Here is a 24,665-nt window from a genome sequence, read left to right on the forward strand (position 1 = left end):
GGCATCCTCACCCGGCGGTCAGTTCGACGTCGAGGCCCAGGTCCAGGGCGGCCACGGTGTGGGTGAGTGCACCCACGGAGATGACATCCACGCCCGTGGCGGCAATGGCGGCAACCGTGCCGGGGTTTACGTTGCCGCTGGCCTCCACGCGTGCGCGTCCGGCCACGAGTGCCACGCCGTCCTTCAGCTCTGCCACCGTGAAGTTGTCCAGCATGATGGTGTCCACTCCCGCGGCCAGCACGGGCTCGATCTGGTCCATGCGGTCCACTTCCACTTCGAAGTGGGTGGTGTGGCCCAGCTGTGCCTTGGCGGCGAGCAGGAGTTCCGTAAGCCTTGCAGGGTCTCCCCCTGTCATCACGGCGAGGTGGTTGTCCTTGGCCAGCACGGCGTCGGAGAGGCTGTAGCGGTGGTTCGCTCCGCCGCCACACCGTACGGCGAAGCGTTCCAGGATCCGCAGGCCGGGGGTGGTCTTGCGCGTGTCGGTGATGCGGGCCCGGGTTCCCTCGGTGAGCCGCACGAACTCCGCGGTCTTCGTGGCGATGGCGGACATCCGCTGGACGAGGTTCAGCGCCACCCGTTCTGCCATCAGCACCGAGCGGGCAGCGCCGCTGACCCGTGCGAGGTGCGTGCCGGCGTCGAACGTTTCACCGTCCGCCAGCAGGAGCTCCACCTGGGTGGCGGGGTCCACCAGCTGCATGGCGTCCCGGAAGACGGTGGCGCCGCTGAGGACGCCGGGGACGCGGGCGTTGAGGACTGCGGTGGCGCGGGCATCTGCCGGGATGAGCAGCTGCGAGGTGATGTCCCCGCCGGGTGCATCCTCGGCGAAGGCCCGTTCCAGGATCTCCTTGACGGGGGCCGGAGGAAGGGTGAGGTCCAGTGCCGGCCGCAGTGCGGCGGCTGGGTCGATCACGGCGGTTTCAGTCATGGAGCAGGCTCGCTTTCTGGCGCGGAGGGTAGGAAGTTTCAGTCTGCAGGGGATCGTCATCGCGGTAGTGCGCCCCCAAGGATTCACGGCGGTCAAGGGCGGCAGCAACCAGCAGCCGTGCGGCCAGCAAGAGGTTGCGGTCCTCAAGAACCACAGGGTCAACAGAGGAAGCAACAGCATCAGGACGGACGACGCCGGTCCACCGGTCAAGCGTGGCAGCCGCCTGAAGCAACAGCTCCCCGGAGCGCAACACCCCGGCATGCGAGGTCATCAAAGAACGGAGCGTCCCGCGCGAGAAGGCAGTATCCAGACCCCTAGCCCCGCCGGAGCTGGACGGCCAACTCCCGGCGAGCGCACCTGGCTGATCCACCGCACCTTCTAAAGCAGCAGGGACGGTGACGTGCGCACTTGCGTGTCGCGGCAGGGATGCGGAAGCGTGCGTCAAGGGGAGGCCGCCCGCGGCCGAGACAGCACGCGGAGCATCGCTGACGCGGGACGCGTCCCAGCCCGGGTCACCGGATAGGAAAGCTTCAACAGCGCGGCGGCCGAAGACGAGTCCCTCGAGGAGGGAGTTGCTGGCCAGCCGGTTTGCCCCTTGGACGCCCGTGCACGCAACTTCCCCGGCGGCATAGAGGCCGGGAACGGTAGTGCGGGCGGAAAGGTCGGTGCGGACCCCGCCCATCCAGTAGTGCGCGGCGGGGGCGACGGGGACCAGTTCGCGGGTCCAGTCGATGCCGGCGTCGAGGGTTTTGCGGGTAAGGGTGGGGAACCGGCGGCGGAGGAAGCCTGCCCCCTTGGCCTGTTCGATGGTCCGGGCGTCGAGGTAGACGTGGCCGGTGGGGTCGCCGAGCTTGGCCAGGTGGAGGGCGATGCTGCGGGAGACAACGTCGCGGGGGGCCAGTTCGGCGTCGGGATGGTATGCCTTCATGAAGCGCCGGCCGTTGGCGTCAAGCAGGACGGCCCCTTCGCCGCGGACCGCTTCGGAGATGAGCAGCGGCCCATCGAGACGGTCGGGGTGGGCGGCGGAGCCGACCAGGCAGGTGGGGTGGAACTGGAAGAACTCCAGGTCCGCGGTAGCCGCACCGGCGCGGACGGCGAGCGCCAGTCCGTCGGCGGTGGCCACTGCGGGGTTGGTGGTCTGGGCGAACAGCTGGCCTGCTCCCCCAGTGGCGAGCAGGACGGCGTCGGCGTCCAGGCGGGCGTTCCTGCCGTCGTGCAGGTATTCCACGCCCTCCACCCTTCCGTAGCGGGTGACGAGCCCTGTGGCATGGGCGTGGGTGAGGACCGCGAGCTTTCCCTCGTCCCGCCGGGCCAGCACTGCCTGGATGAGCGCACCGGCGACGCGGGCACCGGTGGCGTCGCCGCCTGCGTGCAGAATGCGCGGGGCACTGTGGGCAGCTTCGAGCCCCAGGGCCGGGCCGCCGTCGTGCGTTGCGTCAGTGGGTGTTGCCCCGGCGCGGCCTGCATCGAAGGCGACCCCGTAGCGCTGAAGGCCCGCGATGTCGCGGCGCGCTTCCGTGCACATCAGCCGGACCGCGGCTTCGTCGCAGTGTCCCGCGCCGGCACGGAGGGTGTCCGCGATGTGCGCCGCCACCGTGTCACCCGGTGCGGGCGTGTCCAGTACGGCGGAAATGCCGCCCTGCGCGTACCAGGTGTTGCTCTGATCCAACGCACCCTTGGTCAGGAGCACCACATCCGCGCCGGCGTCGGCGGCCAGGAGCGCCGCGTAGAGGCCGGCGATGCCACTGCCGACGACGGCCAGACGCCCGGTCATTACGGCCTCGCAGCGAGCATGCGCTCGAGCGCGGTCCTGGCATTGTCCTGCACGTCCTCATCCACGGTGATGCGGTTGACCACACGGCCGGCCACCAGTTCCTCCAGTACCCACGCCAGGTAGCCGGGATGGATGCGGTACATGGTGGAGCACGGGCAGATCACCGGGTCCAGGCAGAAAATGGTGTGCTGCGGATACTCGGCGGCAAGCCGGTTCACCATGTTGATCTCGGTGCCGATCGCGAACGTGGTGGGCTCGGTGGCGGCGGCGATGGCCTTTCTAATGAAGTCCGTGGAACCGGCGGAATCCGCGGCGTCCACCACCTCCATGGGGCACTCAGGGTGGACGATGACCTGGACGCCCGGGAACTCCGCCCGGGCCTTCTCGATTTGCGCCACGCTGAACCGCTTGTGCACGGAGCAGAACCCGTGCCACAGGATCACGCGGGAGTCCAACAGCGTCTGTTCGTCGTTGCCGCCCAGGTCCTTGCGCGGGTTCCACATGGGCATCTGCTCCAGCGGCACACCCAGGGCCTTGGCGGTGTTGCGGCCCAAGTGCTGGTCGGGGAAGAACAGCACCCGCTGCGCGCGCTGGAAGGCCCACTCCAGCACAGTTTTCGCGTTGGAGGAGGTGCAGACGATGCCGCCGTGCTCACCGCAGAACGCCTTCAGGGCTGCGGAGGAATTCATGTAGGTGACGGGGAGGACCGGAACCCGGCCTTCGGCGTCGGGCTCGGTGCCGAGGATCTCCGTCAGCTGCTCCCAGCATTCCTCCACGGAGTCCGCGTCCGCCATGTCGGCCATGGAGCAGCCGGCGGCGAGGTTGGGCAGGATGACGGCCTGCTCCGGCGTGGAGAGGATGTCCGCGGTCTCGGCCATGAAGTGGACGCCGCAGAAGATGATCGCCTCCGCATCCGGGCGGGTGAGCGCCGCGTTGGCCAGCTGGAAGGAGTCGCCCACGAAGTCCGCGTACTGGATGACTTCATCGCGCTGGTAGAAGTGGCCCAGGATCACCGCGCGGTCCCCCAGCGCGGCCTTGGCTGCTTTGATGCGTTCCCCGAGCTCGGCGTCGCTGGCCAGCTTGTATCCCTCGGGCAGCTGGCCCTGGCGCGGCGTGCTGGCCGGGGCCGGATCGGCGCTGGACGCTCCGGGACCGTAGGCCGGGATCCCTGCGAGCGCCTCGGCCAGGTCGTAGTCCCACGGGCCCTTGGCCAGTGCCGGGCTGCAGGTGCTGCGTTCAGCGGCTGCGCCCTTTTCGGCCTGTTCGCGCGTGATCAGCTGGATTGCCGTGTTGACGCTGCTCATGGTGTGCTCCTGTTATCTGGGTCAAGGCCTGGCCGGCCGGTAAAGCGGTAGAGGCGTGGCGGGCGGTGCTTGCCGCCCTGGAGGTACTCCCCGGTTTCTTCGATTTCCGGGGTGGCTTTGAGTTGACGCCGGAAGTTGGCGGGGTCCAGCTGGCGGTCAAGGACGGCTTCATACACTTCGCGGACCTGGGCCAGCGTGAAGTACTCCCCCAGCAGGTGGTATGCCACCGAGCCGTAGGCCAGCTTGTTGCGCAGGCGCCAGAGCGCGTAATCGACAATGGCGTTGTGGTCGAAGGCCAGCTCACCCAGCCGGTCCGCGCGGAACCATTTCACGTTTTCGGACTCGTCTGCGAGCGCTGCTTCTGTGGGCTGCACCAGGGCCCAGTAGACGATGGAGACGACCCGTTGGGTGGGTGAACGGTGGAGGCCGCCGAAAGCGTACAGCTGCTCCAGGTAGCTGGGTGCAAGGCCGGTGGTCTCTCGCAGGTTCCTGGCCGCAGCGTCCTGGAGCGACTCGTCATGGCTCAGCGGACCACCCGGTAATGCCCACAACCCCTTGAACGGTTCCCGGATGCGGCGCACCAGTGGAAGCCACAGGGTGGGACGGCCGGAGGTGGCGCTGGGCCGGAGGGCGAAAATTACCGTGGAAATGGCCAGCGACGGCGGAGCGGCCTGCCGCTCGGAAACATTAGCCGAGCTGTAATACACCCGTCCCACCACCTTCCGTCATCCTCGACTGCCGGCATTGGGCCGGCCATCCTTAGTTATGGTCATCTTGACCAAAACTAATTCTACGGCCGGGCGTTCCCGAAGGGAAATGTTTCTGCCCACGTATTTCCAGGCGCAGCCCGGATCCAGGTCATGCCGTCCGCTACAGGTCATTCCAACTCCTGCCGCGGATACGGGTTGCCGGTTCCGCCCCCCCGTTTCCGGCCAGCCCCTCAGAAGCGGTAAATTCAATAGGTCCCAAAAGGACCCCCGGGCCCCTGGCCCCGGACCCATCAAGCCCCAGAAGGTGCACCTGCCCATGACGATGAAGTCTGCCCATACGCCATCGACCGCCACACCAAAGGCCGCAGCCGTCCACAGCATGAAGCCCCGCCAGCTGACCATGATGGGGCTGGGCAGCGCCATCGGGGCCGGGCTGTTCCTGGGGTCGGGTGCCGGAGTCCAGGCGGCAGGGCCCGCAGTGCTCATCTCCTACCTCGTGGCCGGAACCCTGATCATCCTGGTCATGTGGGCCCTCGGTGAGATGGCGGCAGCAAACCCGAACAGCGGGGCCTTCTCCGTGTATGCGCAGCGTGCGCTGGGCCGCACGGCAGGGGCCACCATCGGCTGGCTGTGGTGGCTGCAGCTGGTGGTGGTGATCGCAGCCGAGGCCCTGGGTGCGGCCGGCCTGCTGTTCTCCGTCTGGCCGGTGGTCCCGGTCTGGACGCTGGCGCTGCTGTTCATGGTGGTGTTCACCGCCATCAACCTGGCCGGGGTACGGAACTTCGGTGAGTTCGAGTTCTGGTTCGCAATCCTCAAAGTGGCCGTGATCGTCCTGTTCCTTGGAGTTGGTGCAGCGCTGCTCCTGGGCCTGCTGCCCGACGTCGACTCTCCCGGCGCGTCAAACCTCACCGGCAATTTCGCGCCGCAAGGCCTGGGCGGCGTAGCTGCTGCACTGTTCGTGGTGATCTTCGCGTTTGGCGGGACGGAGATTGTGTCGGTGGCGGCCGCCGAAACCCAGGACCCGGAACGCAGCGTGGGCAAGGCCATCCGCACGGTGGTGTGGCGGATCCTCGTGTTCTACATCGGCTCCGTCTTCGTCATCGCCGCCGTCCTTCCCGCCACTTCCAAAAGCCTTGCCTCCCCCTTTGCCGGCGTCCTCGACGCGGCCCGGATCCCCGGCGCGTCCACCGCCATCACGCTGGTGGCCGTAGTCGCACTCCTCTCCGCCCTTAATGCCAATCTTTACGGCGCCTCGCGCATGGTCTACTCGCTTGCCCAGCGGGGCGAGGCGCCGCGCGTCCTGACCCGCCTCAACCGCGCTGGCGTGCCCCTGCCCGCGGTGGCGGTGTCCGTGGCCTTCGGATTCGTGGCCACCGTCCTGGAACTCCTGTTCCCGGACCGTATCCTGCCCGCGCTGTTCCAGCTGGTGGGATCGACGTGCCTGGTGGTTTGGGGCAGCGCCCTGATCTCCCAGCTGATCCTTCGGCGGCGGGCAGACCGCGACGGGACCGCGCTGCCCCTGCGGATGAAGGGCTTTCCCGGCCTGACCATCCTGGGCCTGGTGCTGCTGGGCCTGATCTTCGCCGTCGGCTTCAGCGCGGAGGGCAGCCGCGTGCAGCTGTTCAGCACCTTCGCACTGATCGCCGGCATCGCGCTGGCCTGCGCCGCAGGAGCCCGGCTGACCGGCAGGAACCGGACCGCCAACAGGTAGAGTGGTGCGTACCTTTCCACTGAAGACGCACCGATGCGCCGGGCCCGCCCAGGCGCCGTACCTGATTGGGGACTGACACCATGACCGGCAGGCACAGCGGCCAGCAGCAGGCGCACACCGTTGAAGGCACCGACCCGCAGCTGTACGTGGCAGTTCATGAACCCGCGGCCGACGCAGGGCTTAGGCCCGTCCTGCTGCTGCATGGCTTCTCCTCCTCGTCCAAGCTCAACTGGGAGGACACGGGCTGGGTCTCGGCACTGCTCGACGCCGGCCGGCGGGTGATCACGGTGGACCTGCCGGGCCACGGCCGCAGTGGTGCGCCCGAGGACATGGATTCCTACTCCCCCAGCCGGATCCGCGCGGACCTGCTGCAGGCAGCGTTCGACGCCGGCGCCCGGCCTTTGCAGGACGGCGATCCTTCCAGCGGGCTGGACGTGGTGGGCTATTCCCTGGGCTCCCGGCTCGCCTGGGAGTTTGCGGCAACCCAGCCCGAGCTGGTGCACCGGCTGGTGCTCGGCGGCCCCAACGACTCCGACCCCCTGGCGGCCTTCGACCTCGCAGCCGCCCAGGACTACCTGGCTGACGGCACTCCGATCAAGGACGAGTCCACCGCCCAACTGCTCAAGATGGCGCTGCTGCTGCCCAGCAACAACATTTTCGCGCTCCTGTCCCTCGTGGAGGCCATCAAAGCGGAGCCCTATGACCCGGCCGAAGCGGTCCCCCACGTTCCCATGCTGCTGGTGGCTGGAGACAAGGACGAACGGGCCGCCACGTTGCCCAAGCTTGCCGAGCTCGCCGGCAGTGCAGGGTCCATGGCCGAACAGGTGATCCTTCCGGGCCGGAACCACACCAACGCCATCACCAGCAGGGCCTTCAAACAGGCCGCCATTTCGTTCCTGGCCGTCTGAGCGATGCCCCGGGCTGCTGACGGGCAGCCTTTGATGCGTTCGCCGCCGGCGGGCTGCAGCGGCGAGGAAGAGAACGCCGGGAAGGACACATGGGAATGCGTTTCGAGGACCGCACTGCGGCCGGACAACGCCTTGCCGCTGCCCTGGCCCAGTTCCGGGAGCGCCCGGACACCGTGGTCCTGGGCCTGGCCCGCGGGGGCGTCGGTGTCGCGGCGGCGGCGGCAACTGCGCTGGGCCTGCCCCTGGGCACTGTCCTGGTGCGCAAGCTGGGGATCCCCGGGCACGAGGAAACCGCCTACGGTGCCCTGGCCATGACCCGCGGCCGCACGGTCCGGCTGATCAATAGGCCGCTGCTGGAGCAGGTCCTTGAACATGGAGTGTCCCAGGAATCACTGAACGCCGTGGAAGCACGCGAAAGGGCTGAACTGCTCCGCCGGGCAGAGCTCTACCCGGGGGCCGTTATGGACATGGTGGACAAGACGGTGCTTCTGGTGGATGACGGCCTGGCCACTGGCGCTACGATGCGCGCCGCCGTCGAGGCCGTGCGGGAAGGTGGCGCTGCTGCGGTGGTTGCCGCCGCCCCCGTGGGTTCCGTCCATGCCCAGGCATTGCTCGAGCGGGTTTGCGACGCGGTGGTCTGCCTGCACCTGCCCGGGAAGTTCCGGGCCGTGGGGAGCTACTACCGGCACTTTCCCCAACTGGGCGACGATGACGCAGTCAGGCTGCTGGCAGAGTAGCAACACCTGGACATACAGCAGGCCCGGACCAAGCGGTCCGGGCCTGCTGTTTGTGCGTTTGGCGACGGGTGGGCCCACGCCGTCCGGGTTCCCTGGCCGAAGCGAAGCGAGGTTAGGGGGACGGTGGCTGGGCCCACGCCGTCAGGGTTCCCTGGCCGAAGCGAAGCGAGGTTAGGGGGACGGTGGGGACTAGTGGTGGCTGCTGACACCCAGCGGACGGCCCTTGGTTTCCTTGGCCAGCACCACGCCGACGGCGGAGATCACGCAGAGGATCATGATGTAGATGCCGATTGAGCCGGTCCACTTGGTGGACTGCAGCAGTGACTCCGCGATGGTGGCCGCGAAGGCGCCGCCCAGGATGGCGCCGAAGGCGTACCCGATGGAGATGCCGGAGTAGCGGACGTTTGCCGGGAACATTTCTGCGTACATGGCGGACATGGGTCCGTACGACAGGCCCAGGCCAACGGTCAGGACGAACAGGGCGACGCCGTAAAGCATGATGTCCTTGGTGTCGATCAGGGCAAACATGGGGATCATCCAGGCGAAGACGATGGCGTAACCGATCAGGAAGGTCTTGACGCGGCCAATGCGGTCCGAGAGCCATCCGCCCACCAGGGTGAAGATCAGCCAGCCGAAGGAAGCCAGGGTGGTGGCCAGGAGGATTTGCGGGGTGGGCATCTTCAGCGTCTTGGTGGCGTAGGAGATGAAGAACGCAATCAGCAGGTAGCCGGCCGCGTTGTTGCCGATGAAGATCAGGGTGGAGTACAGCACCGGCAGCTTGTGGTTCCGGATCAGTTCGCCCAGCGGCGCCTTGCTCTCCTTCTTGCGCAGGGCCATTTCCTGGAAGACCGGGCTTTCGGCGACGGCCCGGCGAATCAGGTAGCCCACCACGATCAGGACGATGGAGAGCAGGAACGGCACGCGCCAGCCCCAGGCCGCGAAGTCTTCCTTCGACATGCTGGTGTTGAGGAAGAAAAGCAGGCCGGTGGCCAGGATCATGCCCACGGGCACGCCGATCTGCGGGTAGGCGCCGAACAAGCCGCGGCGGTTGACTGGCGCGTGTTCGACGGCCATGAGGGCGGCACCGCCCCATTCGCCGCCGGCGGAGAAGCCCTGGATGACCCGCAGCAGGATCAGCAGCACGGGAGCCCAGGCGCCGATTTGCGCGTAAGTGGGCAGCATGCCGATGAGGGCGGTGGCCGCACCCATCATCACCAGGGTGAAGACCAGCATGGCCTTCCGGCCCAGGCGGTCACCCAGGTGACCGGCGATGACGGCGCCGAGCGGGCGGAACAGGAAGCTGATGCCGATGAGGGCGAAGGAAAGGATCTGGGCCAGGCCGGGGTTGGACTCGTTCAAGGGTGCGAGGAAAAGCGGTGACAGCAGCGTTGCAGTCAGCTGGGCAAAGATGAAGAAGTCGTACCACTCGATTGTGGTGCCGACCAGGGTGCCGGCGAGGACCTTGCGCTCCTCCCGCCGACTGCTGGGGCCAGCGAGGGTATCCACCTTGGAAGGTGTGGTCATTGAAACTCCATTGTTTATTGGGCAGCAATGCCACCCGGACGCCTTCAGAATTACCGACAGAACGGTCAGTTAGTTAGTAGGGTACTACGAAATTGTGATGCGGAACACGAACTTTGGGGATTTTCGGCTGCAAAGCAGCCTTGAGAAACTTGTTCTATATTTGAACTGCAAGTTCGTATAGAGGACAATACCGTCTCCCGCGAAGTGAGACAAGGGTCACGGCAGGGGCGCCCTGCAACCTAGGATGGACAACATGACTCCTCCAGCAGCCGCAGCACAAGCCGGAACTGCGCCGCAGGCTTCGCCCTCCCAGACACTGTCACGCGGCATTCGTGCGCTTGAGATCCTTGCGGCTGCCCCCGGCCCGCTGACCATCGCCGAACTGGCCGAGGCCATGGGTGTCCACCGTTCGGTGGCATACCGGATCCTGCGCACCCTGGAAGACCACTCCCTCCTGGTCCGTGACGACGCCGGAAGGGTCCAGCCGGGGCCCGGCCTGGCGGTCCTGGCACGCGGCGTATCCCGCAACCTGCAAAGCGCCGCCCTCCCGGAGCTCACCCAGCTGGCAAATTCGCTGGACATGACGGCTTTCGTGGCGGTCTGGGACCACCACGACTGCATCACGCTCGTTACGGTCGAACCGCGGCATTCGGGAGCCAGCGTGGCCCAGCGTCCCGGCACGCGCCACCCGATCAATGCCGGGGCGCCGGGTATTGCCATCCAGTCGGCCCTCACCGAACCCGAGTGGGACCGGCTGGACACGGGGATCCCCTACCGGCCGGAGGCGTTGGAAGCGCGGCGGAGGGGCTACTCGGCCAGCCATGACGAGGTCATTGCGGGGGTCTCCTCGCTGGCAGCCCCGGTCCGGGTGCCTGGCGGTCGTCCGGCCGCCCTCGCCGTCGTCTACATCCGCTCCGCCCAGGACCCGGAAGCAGTGGGGGCGGCCATCGCCGAAAGCGCGGCACGGATCGAGAGCCAGCTCGCTTAGCAGAACGCCAGCATGGCAAAACAGCGGCCGGGCGGGCGCTCCAGGGTTGGCTGTCAGGCCTTTTGGCGAAGCACGACGGCGGCTCCCGCGCCAAGCAGCGCAAGCGCCAGCGCGGCGCAGACCGGGACAAGGAACGCGGCGCCGTGGCCGTACAGCTGCGCCAATTGTCCCCCAACAGAGGACCCGAGGGCCGTTCCGGCAACAATCCCGCTGGCGAGCGCGGTCATGACAGTACCCAGCCTGCCGGCGGGCGCCACCCTTCCGCCCACGGCGAAGACGGTGACCATCACCGGGCCCACCGGCAGCCCGAGAAGCAGCAGGACCGCCGCCATCATGGGCAGTGACGACGGAACCAGCAGCAGGACGGCCAGTCCCGCCATCAGGACAGCACAGAGCACCCAGCGCAGCGGGAGCCCTGCACGGCGGGGCCAATAGGCAACCGAGAGTGCCGCGGCAGCCGAGCTGAGGCCCATGACGGCATACAGGAGCCCCGCTATTTCGGAGCCGGCGAGCCCGGCGGCGAAAGCGCTCAGGGCAGCCTGGGTGGAGCCAAAGAAGGTCCCCATGCAGACCATGGCAAAGACCGGCAGGGCCACTACCCACGGCAGCTTCGAAGTGTTCGTGTCCCCGGCACCCTGGCGTTTCCCGTCCGGCGAACGACGGGCGGCCGGAACCGCCCGGTGGGTGGGATGGACAGCGAAGCCCGGCACAAGCGTGCTGGTCATGGCCGCGGCCATGACCAGCGGAAGCCACGGCGCAACGAGGCTGGCCAGGATTCCCACCAGGGCCGGCCCCAGGACGAAGGTCACCTCATCCGCGGTGCTCTCGTAGGACAGTGCCGTATCCAGGTCGCGGGCAGGATCCGAGAGTGGAGCCGAACCGTCCGCGTTGGCCGTCAGGAACATCCACCGTACGCGCGCCAGGGGGCCCACCTGCGGGCTGGTGGCACCGGCGGCAAAGGCAACTGCCAGGACAGCGAGAGGGAAATCTCCAGCTGCAGCAGTGGCGTTGGCGGTGAGCACCAGGGCCAGTACGGCCAGGGTATTGAGCACAGCCGAGAGCAGCAGGACTGGACGCTGTCCCCTCCTGTCCGCCAGGGACCCCAGCAGCGGGGCGCCAAGGCCCGAGCCGATCCCCACCGCGCCGGCGGCTGTTCCGCCGGCGGCAAAGGAGCCGCTGACGGAAGTGACCAGGGTTAGGGTGCCCATGGTCAGCATGGCCAGGGGAAGCCTCGCGAAGAGCCCCAGGGGGATGAAACTCCGGCCTGCGAGCAGCGGGAGACGCAGGAAGCGTCCGGGCGCTGCCCCTTCCGCCGGGTTCGAGGCGGAGATGCGGGCAGGGGCGTCGTTCGTGCTTGAAGGAGATGTGCGTGGAGTCAATTCCGGGCTCGTTCAGTAAGTGCGCATCGTCCCTCCTCCCGATGCGCGCGACCCGGTAACGCGTACAAGTATATCGGCCGTGGTCAGACGAGCGCGTCCAGGCTTTCGGAGATCCGCAGCGTGGAACCGTTCCGGCTCTTGTGCACCTGCAGCTGCGTACCGATCCGCTGTTTCATCTCGGCCACATGGCTGACAAGTCCCACTACCCTGCCGCCGTCGCGGAGCCCCTCAAGGGCATCCATCACCTGTTCCAGCGACTGTTCGTCCAGGCTTCCAAAGCCCTCATCCACGAACAGGGTCTCGATTTCAACTCCTCCGGCTTCCTGCTGGACAACGTCCGCCAGGCCCAGGGCCAGGGACAGCGACGCCATGAAGGATTCGCCGCCGGACAGGGTGGACGTGTCCCGGCGGTAGCCTGTCCACTGGTCCACTACTTCGAGTCCCAGCCCTGACTTTGCACCGCGCGCGGCCTTGGCGTCCGTGTGCTGGAGCAGGTACCGGCCATCGCTCATGGCCACCAGCCGTTCGGACGCGGCGAGGGCCACCTGTTCCAGCCGCGCGGCCAGGACGTAGCTGTTAAGGCTCATCCGGTAGGTGTTCTCGCCCCGGCCGGACGCGGCATCAGCCAATCCCGCCAGCATCTGTGCCTTCTCCGCAGGCTCCCGTGACGAGCAGGCCAGAGTCTCGTATTCAGCAGCGATCGACGTCAGCGAGGCCAGGCAACGGGCTGCCAGGCCCGCGGCCAGATCGGCCTCCCGCGCGTCGTTCTGGGCAGCAGCGGCTCCGGCACGCATTCCTGCCAGCCGCTCGTCGTCCACCTGAAAGCCCTCCCCGGCTTCCGCCAGCGCGAGCACGATGTCCTCGGACTCGAACAATCCCGCCACGCGGGCGGCCTCGTCCCGGGCAGCGCGTATTGCGGCGTCCAGGGCGGCGGCCTCAGGGGCTTCAAGGAGCTGGCCGCGGACGTCGGCGACGGTGGCGAAGCCTGCTTCCGGCAGGGCGCGTTCAAGGTGTTCCTGCGCTTCGCCGGCCTGGAGCAATGCAGCATCAAGGCGGGCCTGGGCTTCCACGGCTTTATCCAGGACCGCCACGGCTTCCTCGAGTGCCCGCAGGCGGCGGTCCAGGCTCCGGTGACCGCCGCGCAGGCCTGCCAGGCCCTGGTCCAGCGAAGTTGCCTGTTCAGCTTGCTCGGCAAGGGAAGCAGCGACCCGGGAAAGGTCCGCCTCGGCTTCGGCCACACTGGACCGTGCCTCACCGAGGCCCGCATCCAGTACTTCGAGCCGTTGCCGCCTGCCCTGGAGTTCCTCCATTGCCTGCTCGGCGTCGTTTGCGGCAGCAAGGGCACCGTCCGCGGCAGCGCGCGCTTCTGCCTCAGGGGTGTTCCCGCCCTGTCCGGCGAGGACAGCCACCGCCTGCTCGGCCTTGGCAAGCTCCGCGCTGACCGAGGCGTGGGCTGCCTCCGCAGCCTCGAAAATGGTGTGGGCTTCTTCCTCTTCCTGGGCCAGGCCCGGGCCTCCGCTGCCTGCGTCCGCGGGACTGGGATGGTGCCCGCTGCCGCACACGGCGCAGGGTTCCCCGTCGACCAGCTTCGCGGCCAGTTCGGATGCGGCATTGGCCAGGCGTTCCTCCCGCACGTCCAGCCAGCGGCGCTTGGCCTCCAGCAGGTTTTCCCGCGAGTCCGCGTGGCGGGCTTTGACGAGGCCCAATGCTTTTATGGCGGACCCGTGGCGCCGGACCACGTCCAGCAGTTCCGCGGCGGCGGAGGCTTCCTTGCGGCGCAGTGCGGCGTCGGTGGACCGGATTTCGAGCCCGTCCATACCTTCCACCAGCTGTTCACGTTCCACCAGCAGCCGCGAGACGGTGTTGCCCAGCGCCTCCACGGCCTGCTGCAGTTCCTCCTGTTTCCCGGACAGCACCTGTTGCCGCTTTCGGAGGTCCCGGAGCCTGTCCTCGTCCGGCAGCCGTGCCTCGACGACCGCCAGCAGCGAACGCAGCCGGCCCAGTTCTTCCGCGGCCCCCGGCATGCCGCCCTTGGCGGCAGTGCTACGTTCACCGGCTCCGGAGGTTTCGGCGGAGGCTGCGGACTCCAAGGCGGCACCGGCAGCTTCCGCCGCCGTTTCCAGGCCGAGCTGGGCAAGTTCCCCGCCATCGACGGCGGCAAGCCGGAGCAGCGTCATGGCGGATTCGGCCGCGGCGGCGGCGCTACGCACCTTGGCCGACGCTGCGTCCACGGCCTGCAGCTGTCCCTGGAGGACTTCGGCCTGGCGGTGGCGCCCCAGCCGGGACAGGAGCTCCTCCTGCCCTTGTGCCCCTTCTTCCACGGCCTCCTGCCGCTGGATGGCAGCCTGGAGTTTCCGGTTCCGCTCATGCCGCGCAGCCTCCTGTTCCGCCTCGTGGCGGCGGTCCTTGCTGGCGGCCTCGGCGGCAGCGGCGCGGTCCCTCAGCTCCGCAAGGCGCAGCGCGGCGGAATCCTGCAGCCACGCCAGGCGGCGGGGAACGTCATCGGCGGGTGGGGCGCCGTCCTCAGGGAGCTGCAGCGGGGCGGCTTCGGTTTCGGCCCGCGAGGCCAGGAGTCCGAGTTGGCTGGACAGGACCGTCACATCCTCCCGGGCGGCGACGGACTGGCGGGAAAGTTCCTGTTCCAGGGCCTCAAACCGCTGGGTGCCGAAAAGCTTCTGCAGCAGGTCCAGTCGGTCGGCGGCCTTGGAGCGGAGGAAGGCAGCGAAGTCGCCTTGGGGCAGCATCACCACGCGGGTGAACTGTTCGCGGTCCATGCCCAGCAGCGCCATGATTTCGGCGCCGGCTTCGTCGTTTCGGGCCGACTTTTCCACCCAGACCCCGTCCACCCGCTCGCGGAGCAGTGTTTTGGCCTGTTGTACTGTGAAGCCGTTCTTACCCCTGGCGCTGGGCTTGTCCCAGGCCGGGGAGCGTGTCACCTCGAACCGGCGGCCCTGCGCGGAAAACTCACAGGTGACGGCAGGTTCCTGCCCGGGCTCGGCGTGATCGCTGCGCAGCCGCTTGCCGTCCTGCCGGGCCCCCGGAACAGACCCGTAAAGGGCAAAGCAGATGGCATCCAGCACGCTGGTCTTTCCCGCGCCCGTAGGTCCGTTCAGCAGGAAAAGACCATGGGCGCTGAGCCGGTCAAAGTCGATGTCCTCGGTGCCAGCGAAAGGGCCGAACCCCGAGATGCGCAGATGGTGGATCCTCACCGCGATGCCTCCAGCAGCCTGACGTTTTCCAGCGCCGCGGCGAGCGCAGCTTTTTCCGCCTGGTCCGCGCTCCGACCCCTCACGTGTTCCAGGAAGCCGCAGCAGACAGCGAGGTCGTCCGGTGCACCGGCAAGCCTGCTGCTGTAGCTGGCCTGCGCAGGGGCCGATCCGCCCTGGGGATCGAATACCAGGACCAGGGTGTCCGGAAACCGGGTGCGGAGCCGTTCCATGGCACGGGCGGGACGCTGGGCGTCAGTCAGGGTGATCTGGCAATAGGCGGCTTCGGCCCAGGCATGGGCGGGTTCAGCCAGGAGGTCCTCCAGCTCCCCCCGCAGTACGGCCAGGGCACGCGGCGCTTCCCATTGGACCTCCGACACAGAGGTGAGCCCCTCCGGACCGATGTCCACGAGCCAGGCCCCTTTTTGGTGGGTGGACTCGGAGAAGGAATAGGCCAGCGGAGAGCCTGAATACCTGACGCTTTCCGACAATTGTTGCCGGCCGTGCAGGTGGCCCAGGGCCGTGTAGCTGAAGCCGTCAAACAGGTCCAGCGGCACAGCGCCGACCCCACCGATGCTGAGGTCCCGCTCGCTGTCCGAACTGATCCCGCCGCTGGCGAACGTGTGGGCCAGGACCACCGAGTGGACCGCGGCGGACTCCGACCGGCGCGCGACGTCCTCCCGGATCAGGCCGGTTGCTGCGCGGGTGACCTCGAAATGGCTCGCCGTTTCCACCCCGAGCTGCTCACTGACAAGCCGGGGCTCAAGCCACGGGATGCCGTAAAGCGCCAGCACGGCGTCCCTGCCGGCCGCATCCGTTCCCAGCGGGAGCAGGAGGGGTTGGGCCAGGTCTTCCACCCTGGTGCGCAGGTGCACTCCCCCGCGCTCCAGCAGCCGGGAGGCAAAGCCGAGCCGGATGGCGGAGTCGTGGTTGCCGCTGGTGAGGACCACTTTGGCGCCTGTGGCAGTGAGCCGGACCAGCGCGTCGTCAAGCAGGTGGACCACGTCCACGCCCGGGAGCGCGCGGTCGTAAACGTCCCCGGCAATCAGGACGACGTCGACGCCGTCGCGCTTGACCGCTGCCACCAGCTGGTCAACAAAGGCGCGCTGGGCCTCCAGCATACCGACGCCGTGGAACGAACGGCCAAGATGCCAATCCGAGGTGTGAAGTAACCGCATATTCCTAAGCTATCGGCAGCCACTGACACTTTAGAAAAACGCCGCGGTGCGGCGCCTCGGTGCCGTGATCAGGACCGCTTCCCGTCGAAGAATTCCTGGGCCTCGCTGACGCGGGGCTTCTCCCGGCCAGCCGTAGCGGGCGTACCGGCGCCGGTGCCGGGGGCCGCGGCGCCGTCGTCGTCATTGCCCAGGGTGGCCCCGTCCAGGCTGTCCGCGCCCGGACCGTCCGTATCGGGGCCGTCGGCGTCGGCGTCGTCCGCTTCCGGCAGGTCCGCGTCGGTGCGTATCCGGCCGCCACCAGCCTTGCCATCGTTGGAACGCGCATTGGCGACAGCAGGCTCAGCGCCCGTCGTGATCCGGAACGCCAGGCCCGCAATTGCGGCGCCGGCCAGGGGCGCCACCAGGAAGACCCACAGCTGCCCCATGGCCCAGCCGGAGCTGAAGACGGCGGAGGCCACGGCGCGGGCAGGGTTGAAGGGCAGGTTTCCCACCGACTGGCCAACCTGGAGCAGCGCCGCGAAGGACAGTCCGACGGCAACGGCTGCCACGGTGCGGTTGCCGCCGCGGCCGGCTGCGCCGAGGAAGACTGCCACGATGATCGCGGCGCCCAGCAGTTCCAGGAGCACGACGGCGGCGAGGGGCGCCTGGATGATGGAGTGGTCAGCAAAACCTGCTGCCACGGTGTCGAAGGCCGTGCGGCTGTCCGGGATGCTGGGCAGGGTCCGGAGGATGCCGAACAGGGCGAGGGCGCCCACCAGGGCACCCAGCACCTGGGCTGCGGCGTAGGCTGCGGCGGCGCCGGCACGGATCCGCCCGGCGAGGAGGTGCCCCAAGGTGATGGCGGGGTTGAAGTGGCCGCCGGAGACATGTCCGAAGGCGAGCATCGCGGCAGTGATGGCCAGTCCGGCAGCAAGCGCGGCGGGCACAGGGCTGGACTGCGGAATGCTGAACAGGGGCACACCCAGCCCGGCCACGGCCAGGAAGAGGCTGCCGAAGGCCTCGGCCACCAGGCGGGGCAGCAGGCCGCCGGGGGCGGTGGCAGTACCGCCGGGCTGCAGTGCGTCGCGGGCTGGGACTGGGGTGCTCATGGGGGAAACCTTACGTGTGGGAGTCAAGTGGTTGCTGGCGGACTGGCCACGGCAATCCGAGCAGTATTCCAGCCGAGGCTGTGCGTTTGCTGGACACCAGCTGTTGACGGTGCGCCAGGGCCACGGGTTGACCCGCGGGCGTGCAGGGGACGGTACATTGACAGCATGAGCTCTGACCCCGGTATTCCCGCGCCCACCCTTAAGTCCCGGATTCACGGCTGCCTGCTGGGCGGGGCGCTGGGAGATGCGCTGGGGTACGCGGTGGAGTTCGATTCCATCGGCGACATCCGGGAACGGTTCGGTGCGCACGGCCTGACCGGGCTTGGGGACCTGTCCGGCCCCTGCCACTTTTCCGATGACACGCAGCTGTCCCTGTATACCGTCGACGGCCTGGTGGAGGCGCTGGAATGGGCCAACGCCGGGGTGGGTGCGGACGTGAACGCCTGCCTTTGGCTGGCCTACCTGCGCTGGCTGGCCGCCCAGGGCGAGGACGCCGGGCCGTCAGCACCGGCACCCCAGCCCCGCTGGATCGACGGCAACGAGGTGCTTCGGCAGCGCCGGCACCCGGACAAGGACTGCATCAGCGGGCTGGCCAGCGGAGAGATGGGAACCACGCTCCGCCCCGTCAATCCCGGCGCGAAAGGCCCCGGAACGGTGATGCGGTCAGCGCCGTTTGGGCTGATTCCGCACATCACGCCCGACGCCGTCTACAAGCTGAGTGCCGACGCCGCCGCCCTGACGCACGGGCATCCCGCGGCCCAGCAAAGTGCCGGAATCTTCAGCCTGCTGATCCACCGGCTGGTGTCCGGGGAGGCGCTGAGTGACGCTGCGGCCGCAGTCGCGGCCCGCGCCGCCAGCCTGCCGGAGGTCGCGCCGGAATTGCCGGAGCGCTTGGAGGCCGCCCTCCTCCTCGCGGAGAAGGCACCTGTTGCCCCGGAGGAGCTGGTGCAGGCACTGGGCGAAGGATGGCTGGCGGAGGAGGCCTTCGCCGTCGCGCTTTACGCCGTCCTTGCCACGCTCCCGGCCGGCACTGCGGACGCGCAGCCGGACCAGCATTTCCGGGATGCCCTGGCAGTGGCCGTCAACCACAGCGGCGGCAGCAACACCACAGGCTCGCTGGCGGGAAACATCCTGGGCGCCCTGTACGGGGAGGACTGCCTGCCGGCGGAATGGGTCCAGGCCCTCGAAGCGCCGGAGGTCATCCGGGGCATGGGCGATCAGCTGGTAAAGGTTACGACCGGCGAAGGCTGATGTTGTTGCAGGCCTCGCAGACGTCCTCCGGGATCAGTCCGCGGCGCTGCAGGAACCCGAAAATGGTGCAGCCAAGGCAGAATCCGGCGAAGGCCTCCAGTGACGCCGCCACCACCAGAACGGCCAGGAGCGTCCAGGCCGCCGGTGCCGCGCCTGCAGCGAACAGGAGCAGGGCTGCGGTGGACACTGCCGCGCCGATCCCCTGCGCAAAGCGCTTGGGCGGCCCGGAAACCAGCCGCACCTTCCCCAGCCGCGGAGTGATCACCTTCACCGAGAGCAGGGCCAGGGGCGAAATCCGCGGGCCGAAAAGCAGCCGGAGCCAGAACCCGACGGCAATGGCCAGCAGCCCCCACCCGGAACCTGCCACGGCGGTGACGACGGCGAGCAGCACCACGAGCGCGGCCGTGACCCGGGCGGCGTACTCATTGACGGGATTGGGAAACGCGAACAGGGAGGACATGACGCAAGAGTAGGAGGCGGCTGCCAGGCGGCCAAGCTTTGTTGCGCCGGATTACCGTGGGCGCCCCGGAGCGCGGCGGGTCAGGGCATGCCAGTCAGGGCATGGTGCTCAAGCACTGACCGCCGGTGCCATCGCGCCGTTCCAGCTATCCGCACCGCCAGCCTGCGGACTTCCGGGGACGTCCCCGCCCACCATCTGCAGGAACTCGCCTTCGGACAGCACCTCGATGGCCTGTCCCCGCTCGTGCAGTTCCAGGACGCGGCGCGCCTTTCCGGTGAGCCTGCCCGAGCGCAGGTCGGAGGCAACAAACCCGTCCCCCACCACCAGGACCGTGGTGCGGGCCGTGACGCGGCTTTCCGTGCGGGCGCCGCAGCGGGCCGAGCGGAGCTTCGCCTCCGGGCGGTTGATGGAAAGCTGCCCGGTGAATACGACTGTCTGGGCGTACAGCGGGTGGCTGGGTTCGGCGTCCGCATTGGGCTCGGGGTTGGCCCCTTCCTCTGGCCAGCCGGACTGGAACCGTCTGACCAGTGCGGCGCCGTTGCCCGAGGCTCCGGCGACCGCCGCGAGGCTGGGCTTGGACAGGTCGCCGCTGGCTGGATCAAAGGCGTGTTGGCGCGGTACGGCCAGGCCCAGCGAAAGATAGAGCTCGGCAATGCTGTTGGCACCGTTGCGGGCGGCGATGTCAATGAGGATGCCGGCGCAGGCACGGGCATCCTCCGTAGCGTCGTGGTGGTTGACCAGCGGGACGCCTGCTTCCTCGGCGGCAAACGGGAGCGAGTTGGAGACCAGCGAATAGCAGCGCCGGGACAGCATGACGGTGCAGACATAGTCGTAGGCGGGGCCGGGCAGGCCGGATACTTCAAGCGCCGAGCGGATCACGCCCAAGTCGAACGCGGCGTTGTGGGCTGCCAATACATCGTCTCCGATGAAGGCGCCGATCTCGGGGAAGAGCTCACCAAAGCGGGGCATGCCGGCAACATCGGCCGGAGTGATCCCGTGGATCCGAACATTGTGATGGTCAAAGTGGTCGTACCCGGACGGTGGACGCATCAGCCACGAGGCCTCTTCGACGATCCTGCCGCCCCTGACCTTCGTCAGCCCCACGGAGCACGGGGAGCCGCGGAAGCCGTTGGCCGTTTCGAAGTCGATCGCCGTAAAGTCCAAACCCACGGCCCCTACCTTACCGCCGCGGACGTCCGGCCACGGGCGGGACAGGCCCGTCAAGTACCCTTGAGGGGTGAACTTTCCTGTGATGAATGACCTCGCTGTGTCCATGCTGGCAGGCGCGGGACCGGTCCAGCCGAGAATGGCTTCCTTCCTGCCCGATTGGCTGAACCCCCAGGTCTTCCTGGCCGATCCGGCGCTCGCCCCCTGGGTGGTGCTGCTGGTGTGCGGAATCATCTTCGCTGAGACAGGCCTGCTGGTGGGATTCTTCCTGCCCGGCGACTCCATGCTGTTCACCGCCGGCCTGCTGGTGGCCACGGGCACCATCAAATTCAACATCTGGCTGCTGGCCCTGCTGATCGTGGTCTCGGCGATCATCGGCAACCAGACCGGGTACCTCATCGGGTCCAAGGCGGGGCCCGCCATCTTCAACAAGCCCAACTCCAAGCTGTTCAAGCGGGAAAACGTGGAGAACGCCCACGCATTCTTTGAAAAGCACGGCGGCAAAGCCCTGATCCTGGCCCGCTTCGTGCCCATCATCCGCACCTTCGTTCCCGTCATTGTGGGCGTTGCACAGATGAGCAAGCGGAAGTTCTTCCTCTACAACGTCATCGGCGCCGTGCTCTGGGGCGGCGGCGTCACGCTGCTCGGCTACCTGCTGGGTGACAAGGTGCCGTGGGTCCGCGACAACCTGGACATCATCTTCATTGCCATCGTGCTGGTCTCGGTGATTCCCATCGGGATCGAGGTCCTGCGCGGCCTGTCGGCCAAGCGCCAGGCCCAGGCCTACGGCACCGACGCCGTGGATGAGTTCATCGAGGAGCACGGGCCGGAAGAGGACCAGAAGACGCCCCGCAACATCCACGGCAGCCGGCCGGAGTAGCAGCGCCGTACCCTCCAGCGGCAGCAAAAAGGTGCGCACCCCACGCGGGGTGCGCACCTTTTTTGATATCTCCTAGCCCGCCTCTTCCAGGGCTGCAATAATCGCGGGCAGCAGCGCCCGGAACGCCTTTCCGCGGTGGCTGATGGCGTTCTTTTCCTCGGCAGACAGTTCGGCGCAGCTGCGGTCCTCGCCGGCGGGCTGAAGCACCGGGTCGTAGCCAAACCCGCCGGCTCCCCGAGGTTCGCGCAGGAGGATCCCCTCAAGCTGGCCGTACTCCACCACTTCCCGGCCGGGCCCCTCGCCATCCGCCGGCAGGGCCAGGGCGGCAGCGCACACGAACGCGGCCCCGCGGTGCTCATCCGGGACATCGGACAGTTGGTTCAGCAGGAGTTCCAAATTGGCGGTATCGTCACCGTGCCGCCCGGCCCAGCGGGCGGAGAAGATACCAGGAGCCCCGCCCATGACGTCCACGGCCAGTCCGGAGTCGTCTGCAATGGCCACCAGGCCGGTGGCGCCGGCCACTGCCCGCGCCTTCAGCAGCGAGTTCTCGGCAAACGTCACGCCGGTTTCGACGACGTCCGGCGCACCAGCCGCAGCGGCGTCCACCACCTGGGTGTCGACGTCGAGTCCGGGCACCTGCCCGCGCAACAGTTCGCGGAGCTCCCGGAGTTTGCCTTTGTTGTGCGTGGCGAGCACCAGCCGGGGCGCCGCGCCGCTCACAGGGTGTCCGCCAGCGTCTCGCGCTGGATCGCGGCCAGCTGGGCCGTACCGAGCAGCGCAAGGTCCAGCAGCTGGTTCAGCTCATCCCGGTCGAACGGGGCGCCCTCCGCGGTGCCCTGCACCTCCACGAACTTGCCCGAGCCCGTGACCACCACGTTCATGTCGGTTTCGGCCCGGACGTCCTCCACGTACGGCAGGTCCAGCATGGGGACCCCGTCGATGATTCCCACGGACACCGCTGCGATGGTATCAATCAGCGGCTGCGCATTCCGGGCGATCAGCTTGTTGTCGCGGGCAAAGCGGATGGAATCGGCCAGGGCAACATAGGCGCCGGTGATGGCTGCGGTGCGGGTGCCGCCGTCGGCCTGGAGGACGTCGCAGTCCAGAACAATGGTGTTCTCGCCGAGGGCCTTGGTGTCGATGATGGAGCGCAGCGAGCGTCCGATCAGCCGCGAAATCTCGTGGGTGCGGCCGCCGATCTTGCCCTTGACGGACTCACGGTCCGAACGGGTGTTGGTGGCGCGGGGCAGCATGGCGTACTCCGCCGTGACCCAGCCGCGGCCCTCGCCTTTGAGCCAGCGCGGAACACCCGCGGTCAGCGAGGCCGTGCACAGCACCCTGGTGTTGCCGAACTCGATCAGTGCGGATCCTTCAGCCTGGTTGGACCATCCGCGGGTGATGCTGATGGGCCGGAGCTGGTCGGGGGCACGGCCGTCGGCGCGCACAATGGGCACTGCAGTTGCTTCAGATGTCATGCCTTTAGCTTATCGAGTGCCGCTGCGGCCGGTGGCGGTGCAGCGGGCGCCGGCGAGGACACCGCCGCACGGCAAACACAAGCCGGCTAGATGGTGTAGTGCACGCCCGCCACCGCAACGGCAACGTCGCCCGGGAACACCGGGCGGGCTTCGGCCATGACGGTGGTCTGGGAGGTCCACACCGGGATGTGGGTCAGCAGGAGCCGCCGCGCACCGGCAGCTGCCGCCGCTTCCCCGGCCCGCTTGCCCGTGAGGTGGACGTCATTGATGCCGTCGTCCCGGCCCTCTTCGAAAGCTGCCTCGCACAGGAACAGGTCCGCGTCCTTGGCAGCTTCCTCGAGGCCGGAACAGGAATCGGTATCACCGGAATAGGTCAGGACGCGGGACACCGGGGTGCCGTCCTTACCCGGTTCAACCACTTCCACCCGGAGGGCGTAGGCCTCCTCGATGGGATGGTTGACCGTGAACGGGGTGACGGTGAAGGGGCCCACGGTCACCGGCTTGCGTTCGGTCCAGTTGGTGAAGTCGAACTCTTCATGCATGCCCGGGTCCAGGTCCAGCCCGTAGGCGGTGGCCATCCGGTCCGCCGTGGCGGCGGGGCCCCAAACGGGAATCCGGCCGCGGCCCCAGCCTCCGGGCTTCCAGCGAATGGCCACGTGCAGGCCGCACAGGTCCATACAGTGGTCCGGGTGCAGGTGGGTGAGGAAGATCGCGTCGATGTCCTCCAGGTCCGTGTAGCGCTGGATGGCCCCCAGGGCGCCGCTGCCGAGGTCCATCACCACCTTCCAGGTCCGCTCGCCGTCGGTGGCGGTCAGGAGGTAGCACGACGCCGGCGAGCCGGGCCCGGGGAACGAGCCCGTGCAACCCACAATGGTCAGCTTCACTGGCCGGGACCTCCGGTGCGGCAGGCGTCGGCAAACCCGCCCACGAAGTTGGAGATCCTGGGCCGGTTCCGCGCGCTCTGTGCCGCGGCGATCATCTCCGGGGTGATGCGGGCCAGGCTCCCCGTGGGGTACTGCGCGGCTACGTGGTCCACGTGCCGGACGGACAGGACCTCCGGGCCCAGGAACCGCCGGGCGAGCGCCTCGAACTGCCCCGCGTCGCCGGTGGCTACAAAGTGGTGCTCGGGAGGGGCCTCCGAGGTGCGCTGCAGGTTGTGGGTGGCGAGGGCACGGTAGACATCCTTGGCGGTCTCCTCGGCGCTGGAGACCAGGGTGACGTCGGCGCCCATGACGTAGGAGATCACGCCTGTCAGCAGGGGGTAGTGCGTGCAGCCCAGCACCACGGTGTCGACGCCGGCAGACTTGAGCGGGGCCAGGTATTCCTCCGCGACGGCCAGAAGTCCGGGACCGGTGGTGATGCCGGCCTCCACGTAGCTGACGAACTCGGGACAGGCGGCGGAGGTGATCTCTAGGTCCGGCGCGGCGGCAAAGGTGTCGTCATAGGCGCGCGAACCAATGGTTGCCGAGGTTCCGATCACGCCGACCTTCCCGCTGCGGGTGGCGGCAACGGCGCGCCGCACCGCGGGCTGGATGACCTCGATCACCGGGATGCCGTACCTGGCGGTGTACCGCTCACGGGCGTCCCGCAGGACAGCGGCCGACGCCGAGTTGCAGGCGATGGTGAGCAGCTTGACGCCGGAGTCCACCAGTTCGTCCATCACGCCCAGGGCGTTGGCCCGCACCTCCGCGATGGGCAGCGGCCCGTACGGGCCGTGGGCGGTGTCCCCCACATAGAGGATCGACTCATTGGGAAGCTGGTCGATGATGGAGCGGGCCACGGTGAGGCCGCCAACGCCGGAATCGAAGACGCCGATGGGCCGGGCTTCAGGGGCGGCGGCCGGCAGGTCACTTGCGGCGGCCGCGGGCGATGTTTCCGCCGGTGGTTCCGCGCTCGAGGCTGTTGTCATGGTTATTCGAGGATAGGTGGTCCCGGAAGCGTCAGTCATCATCTTGTGTCCGGCGACTCGTGTCTGCTGTGTCACAGCGGACGGCCTCCCC

21 protein-coding genes are annotated in these 24,665 nt (G+C 68.2%); 6 read left to right on the forward strand and 15 right to left on the reverse strand.

Features of this window, described 5'->3' with window-relative positions:
• Nucleotides 1–7 precede the first annotated feature (7 nt).
• The 4 genes from nadC to ACIGJD_RS12200 are packed head-to-tail and all read right to left on the reverse strand — an operon-like array spanning nt 8 to nt 4,710.
• Nucleotides 8–925, reverse strand: a complete 918-nt coding sequence (nadC, locus tag ACIGJD_RS12185; RefSeq protein ID WP_483686410.1) for a carboxylating nicotinate-nucleotide diphosphorylase — start codon at nt 923–925, stop codon at nt 8–10.
• Nucleotides 918–2,699: an L-aspartate oxidase gene (locus tag ACIGJD_RS12190; protein ID WP_483686411.1), complete on the reverse strand. Its 1,782-nt coding sequence runs from the start codon at nt 2,697–2,699 to the stop codon at nt 918–920. Before ACIGJD_RS12190 ends, nadC begins: the two co-directional genes overlap by 8 nt.
• The gene (nadA, locus tag ACIGJD_RS12195) at nt 2,699–4,003 is read right to left on the reverse strand and encodes a quinolinate synthase NadA (RefSeq protein WP_483686412.1); all 1,305 of its coding nucleotides are present in this window, start codon (nt 4,001–4,003) and stop codon (nt 2,699–2,701) included. The genes ACIGJD_RS12190 and nadA overlap by 1 nt, the downstream gene beginning before the upstream one ends.
• A complete protein-coding gene (locus ACIGJD_RS12200; protein WP_236798721.1) occupies nt 4,000–4,710 on the reverse strand; it encodes an NUDIX hydrolase in 711 nt (236 codons plus the stop codon). Before ACIGJD_RS12200 ends, nadA begins: the two co-directional genes overlap by 4 nt.
• A gap of 319 nt (nt 4,711–5,029) precedes the next feature.
• Between ACIGJD_RS12200 and ACIGJD_RS12205 the strand changes: the two genes are divergently transcribed.
• From ACIGJD_RS12205 to ACIGJD_RS12215, 3 genes are all read left to right on the forward strand, one after another.
• On the forward strand, nt 5,030–6,424 hold the full coding sequence (locus ACIGJD_RS12205; RefSeq protein ID WP_483686413.1) for an amino acid permease: 1,395 nt from the start codon (nt 5,030–5,032) through the stop codon (nt 6,422–6,424).
• Nucleotides 6,425–6,504: 80 nt separating this feature from the next.
• On the forward strand, nt 6,505–7,332 hold the full coding sequence (locus ACIGJD_RS12210; RefSeq protein WP_483686414.1) for an alpha/beta fold hydrolase: 828 nt from the start codon (nt 6,505–6,507) through the stop codon (nt 7,330–7,332).
• A gap of 89 nt (nt 7,333–7,421) precedes the next feature.
• Nucleotides 7,422–8,069: a phosphoribosyltransferase gene (locus ACIGJD_RS12215; protein WP_483686415.1), complete on the forward strand. Its 648-nt coding sequence runs from the start codon at nt 7,422–7,424 to the stop codon at nt 8,067–8,069.
• Nucleotides 8,070–8,258: 189 nt separating this feature from the next.
• Here the strand turns inward: ACIGJD_RS12215 and ACIGJD_RS12220 are convergent, their stop codons facing one another.
• Nucleotides 8,259–9,593 carry an MFS transporter gene (locus tag ACIGJD_RS12220; RefSeq protein ID WP_142133466.1) on the reverse strand — a complete coding sequence of 445 codons (1,335 nt, stop codon included), beginning with the start codon at nt 9,591–9,593 and terminating at the stop codon, nt 8,259–8,261.
• 253 nt (nt 9,594–9,846) lie between these two features.
• On the opposite strand from ACIGJD_RS12220, the gene ACIGJD_RS12225 reads away from it, so the two are divergent.
• Nucleotides 9,847–10,581: an IclR family transcriptional regulator gene (locus ACIGJD_RS12225; protein ID WP_483686416.1), complete on the forward strand. Its 735-nt coding sequence runs from the start codon at nt 9,847–9,849 to the stop codon at nt 10,579–10,581.
• Between the two features lie 53 nt (nt 10,582–10,634).
• Here ACIGJD_RS12225 and ACIGJD_RS12230 read toward each other — a convergent pair whose 3' ends face one another.
• The 4 genes from ACIGJD_RS12230 to ACIGJD_RS12245 form a co-directional block, all read right to left on the reverse strand.
• On the reverse strand, nt 10,635–11,960 hold the full coding sequence (locus ACIGJD_RS12230) for an MFS transporter (RefSeq protein ID WP_483686417.1): 1,326 nt from the start codon (nt 11,958–11,960) through the stop codon (nt 10,635–10,637).
• 83 nt (nt 11,961–12,043) lie between these two features.
• Nucleotides 12,044–15,169 (reverse strand): AAA family ATPase, encoded by a 3,126-nt coding sequence (locus ACIGJD_RS12235; protein WP_483686418.1) that lies wholly within the window; start codon nt 15,167–15,169, stop codon nt 12,044–12,046.
• Nucleotides 15,166–16,344, reverse strand: coding sequence for an exonuclease SbcCD subunit D (locus tag ACIGJD_RS12240; protein ID WP_483686419.1), 1,179 nt, complete (start codon nt 16,342–16,344; stop codon nt 15,166–15,168). Before ACIGJD_RS12240 ends, ACIGJD_RS12235 begins: the two co-directional genes overlap by 4 nt.
• 68 nt (nt 16,345–16,412) lie before the next feature.
• Entirely contained in the window at nt 16,413–17,432 is a 1,020-nt protein-coding gene (locus ACIGJD_RS12245; protein ID WP_483686420.1) for an MIP/aquaporin family protein, read from the reverse strand.
• Between the two features lie 165 nt (nt 17,433–17,597).
• On the opposite strand from ACIGJD_RS12245, the gene ACIGJD_RS12250 reads away from it, so the two are divergent.
• Nucleotides 17,598–18,683, forward strand: a complete 1,086-nt coding sequence (locus ACIGJD_RS12250; RefSeq protein WP_483686421.1) for an ADP-ribosylglycohydrolase family protein — start codon at nt 17,598–17,600, stop codon at nt 18,681–18,683.
• Here the strand turns inward: ACIGJD_RS12250 and ACIGJD_RS12255 are convergent.
• Nucleotides 18,664–19,143 (reverse strand): DUF4395 domain-containing protein, encoded by a 480-nt coding sequence (locus ACIGJD_RS12255; protein WP_483686422.1) that lies wholly within the window; start codon nt 19,141–19,143, stop codon nt 18,664–18,666. The genes ACIGJD_RS12250 and ACIGJD_RS12255 overlap by 20 nt on opposite strands.
• A 108-nt stretch (nt 19,144–19,251) precedes the next feature.
• Nucleotides 19,252–20,313 carry a 3'-5' exonuclease gene (locus ACIGJD_RS12260; RefSeq protein WP_483686423.1) on the reverse strand — a complete coding sequence of 354 codons (1,062 nt, stop codon included), beginning with the start codon at nt 20,311–20,313 and terminating at the stop codon, nt 19,252–19,254.
• Between the two features lie 82 nt (nt 20,314–20,395).
• Between ACIGJD_RS12260 and ACIGJD_RS12265 the strand changes: the two genes are divergently transcribed.
• Nucleotides 20,396–21,190, forward strand: coding sequence for a DedA family protein (locus ACIGJD_RS12265; RefSeq protein ID WP_483689489.1), 795 nt, complete (start codon nt 20,396–20,398; stop codon nt 21,188–21,190).
• 72 nt (nt 21,191–21,262) lie between these two features.
• Here the strand turns inward: ACIGJD_RS12265 and rdgB are convergent, their stop codons facing one another.
• From rdgB to murI, 4 genes are all read right to left on the reverse strand, one after another.
• Nucleotides 21,263–21,910, reverse strand: coding sequence for an RdgB/HAM1 family non-canonical purine NTP pyrophosphatase (gene rdgB / locus ACIGJD_RS12270; RefSeq protein ID WP_483686424.1), 648 nt, complete (start codon nt 21,908–21,910; stop codon nt 21,263–21,265).
• On the reverse strand, nt 21,907–22,665 hold the full coding sequence (rph, locus tag ACIGJD_RS12275; protein ID WP_142133456.1) for a ribonuclease PH: 759 nt from the start codon (nt 22,663–22,665) through the stop codon (nt 21,907–21,909). The genes rdgB and rph overlap by 4 nt, the downstream gene beginning before the upstream one ends.
• Nucleotides 22,666–22,751: 86 nt before the next feature.
• Nucleotides 22,752–23,549: an MBL fold metallo-hydrolase gene (locus ACIGJD_RS12280; RefSeq protein WP_483686425.1), complete on the reverse strand. Its 798-nt coding sequence runs from the start codon at nt 23,547–23,549 to the stop codon at nt 22,752–22,754.
• The gene (murI, locus tag ACIGJD_RS12285; RefSeq protein WP_483689490.1) at nt 23,546–24,613 is read right to left on the reverse strand and encodes a glutamate racemase; all 1,068 of its coding nucleotides are present in this window, start codon (nt 24,611–24,613) and stop codon (nt 23,546–23,548) included. The genes ACIGJD_RS12280 and murI overlap by 4 nt, the downstream gene beginning before the upstream one ends.
• Between the last annotated feature and the right edge of the window lie 52 nt (nt 24,614–24,665).

This window comes from Arthrobacter sp. E1SS-5, from assembly GCF_057073715.1.

Excerpts from the sequence above, each read along its gene's own strand:
- rph (WP_142133456.1), bottom strand. The coding sequence starts at position 22,665 with ATGACATCTGAAGCAACTGCAGTGCCCATTGTGCGCGCCGACGGCCGT.
- ACIGJD_RS12210 (WP_483686414.1), top strand. The coding sequence starts at position 6,505 with ATGACCGGCAGGCACAGCGGCCAGCAGCAGGCGCACACCGTTGAAGGC.
- ACIGJD_RS12245 (WP_483686420.1), bottom strand. The coding sequence starts at position 17,432 with ATGAGCACCCCAGTCCCAGCCCGCGACGCACTGCAGCCCGGCGGTACT.
- murI (WP_483689490.1), bottom strand. The coding sequence starts at position 24,613 with ATGACTGACGCTTCCGGGACCACCTATCCTCGAATAACCATGACAACA.
- ACIGJD_RS12240 (WP_483686419.1), bottom strand. The coding sequence starts at position 16,344 with ATGCGGTTACTTCACACCTCGGATTGGCATCTTGGCCGTTCGTTCCAC.
- ACIGJD_RS12255 (WP_483686422.1), bottom strand. The coding sequence starts at position 19,143 with ATGTCCTCCCTGTTCGCGTTTCCCAATCCCGTCAATGAGTACGCCGCC.
- nadA (WP_483686412.1), bottom strand. The coding sequence starts at position 4,003 with ATGAGCAGCGTCAACACGGCAATCCAGCTGATCACGCGCGAACAGGCC.
- ACIGJD_RS12265 (WP_483689489.1), top strand. The coding sequence starts at position 20,396 with ATGAATGACCTCGCTGTGTCCATGCTGGCAGGCGCGGGACCGGTCCAG.
- ACIGJD_RS12225 (WP_483686416.1), top strand. The coding sequence starts at position 9,847 with ATGACTCCTCCAGCAGCCGCAGCACAAGCCGGAACTGCGCCGCAGGCT.
- ACIGJD_RS12250 (WP_483686421.1), top strand. The coding sequence starts at position 17,598 with ATGAGCTCTGACCCCGGTATTCCCGCGCCCACCCTTAAGTCCCGGATT.
- ACIGJD_RS12190 (WP_483686411.1), bottom strand. The coding sequence starts at position 2,699 with ATGACCGGGCGTCTGGCCGTCGTCGGCAGTGGCATCGCCGGCCTCTAC.
- ACIGJD_RS12205 (WP_483686413.1), top strand. The coding sequence starts at position 5,030 with ATGACGATGAAGTCTGCCCATACGCCATCGACCGCCACACCAAAGGCC.
- nadC (WP_483686410.1), bottom strand. The coding sequence starts at position 925 with ATGACTGAAACCGCCGTGATCGACCCAGCCGCCGCACTGCGGCCGGCA.
- ACIGJD_RS12220 (WP_142133466.1), bottom strand. The coding sequence starts at position 9,593 with ATGACCACACCTTCCAAGGTGGATACCCTCGCTGGCCCCAGCAGTCGG.
- ACIGJD_RS12215 (WP_483686415.1), top strand. The coding sequence starts at position 7,422 with ATGGGAATGCGTTTCGAGGACCGCACTGCGGCCGGACAACGCCTTGCC.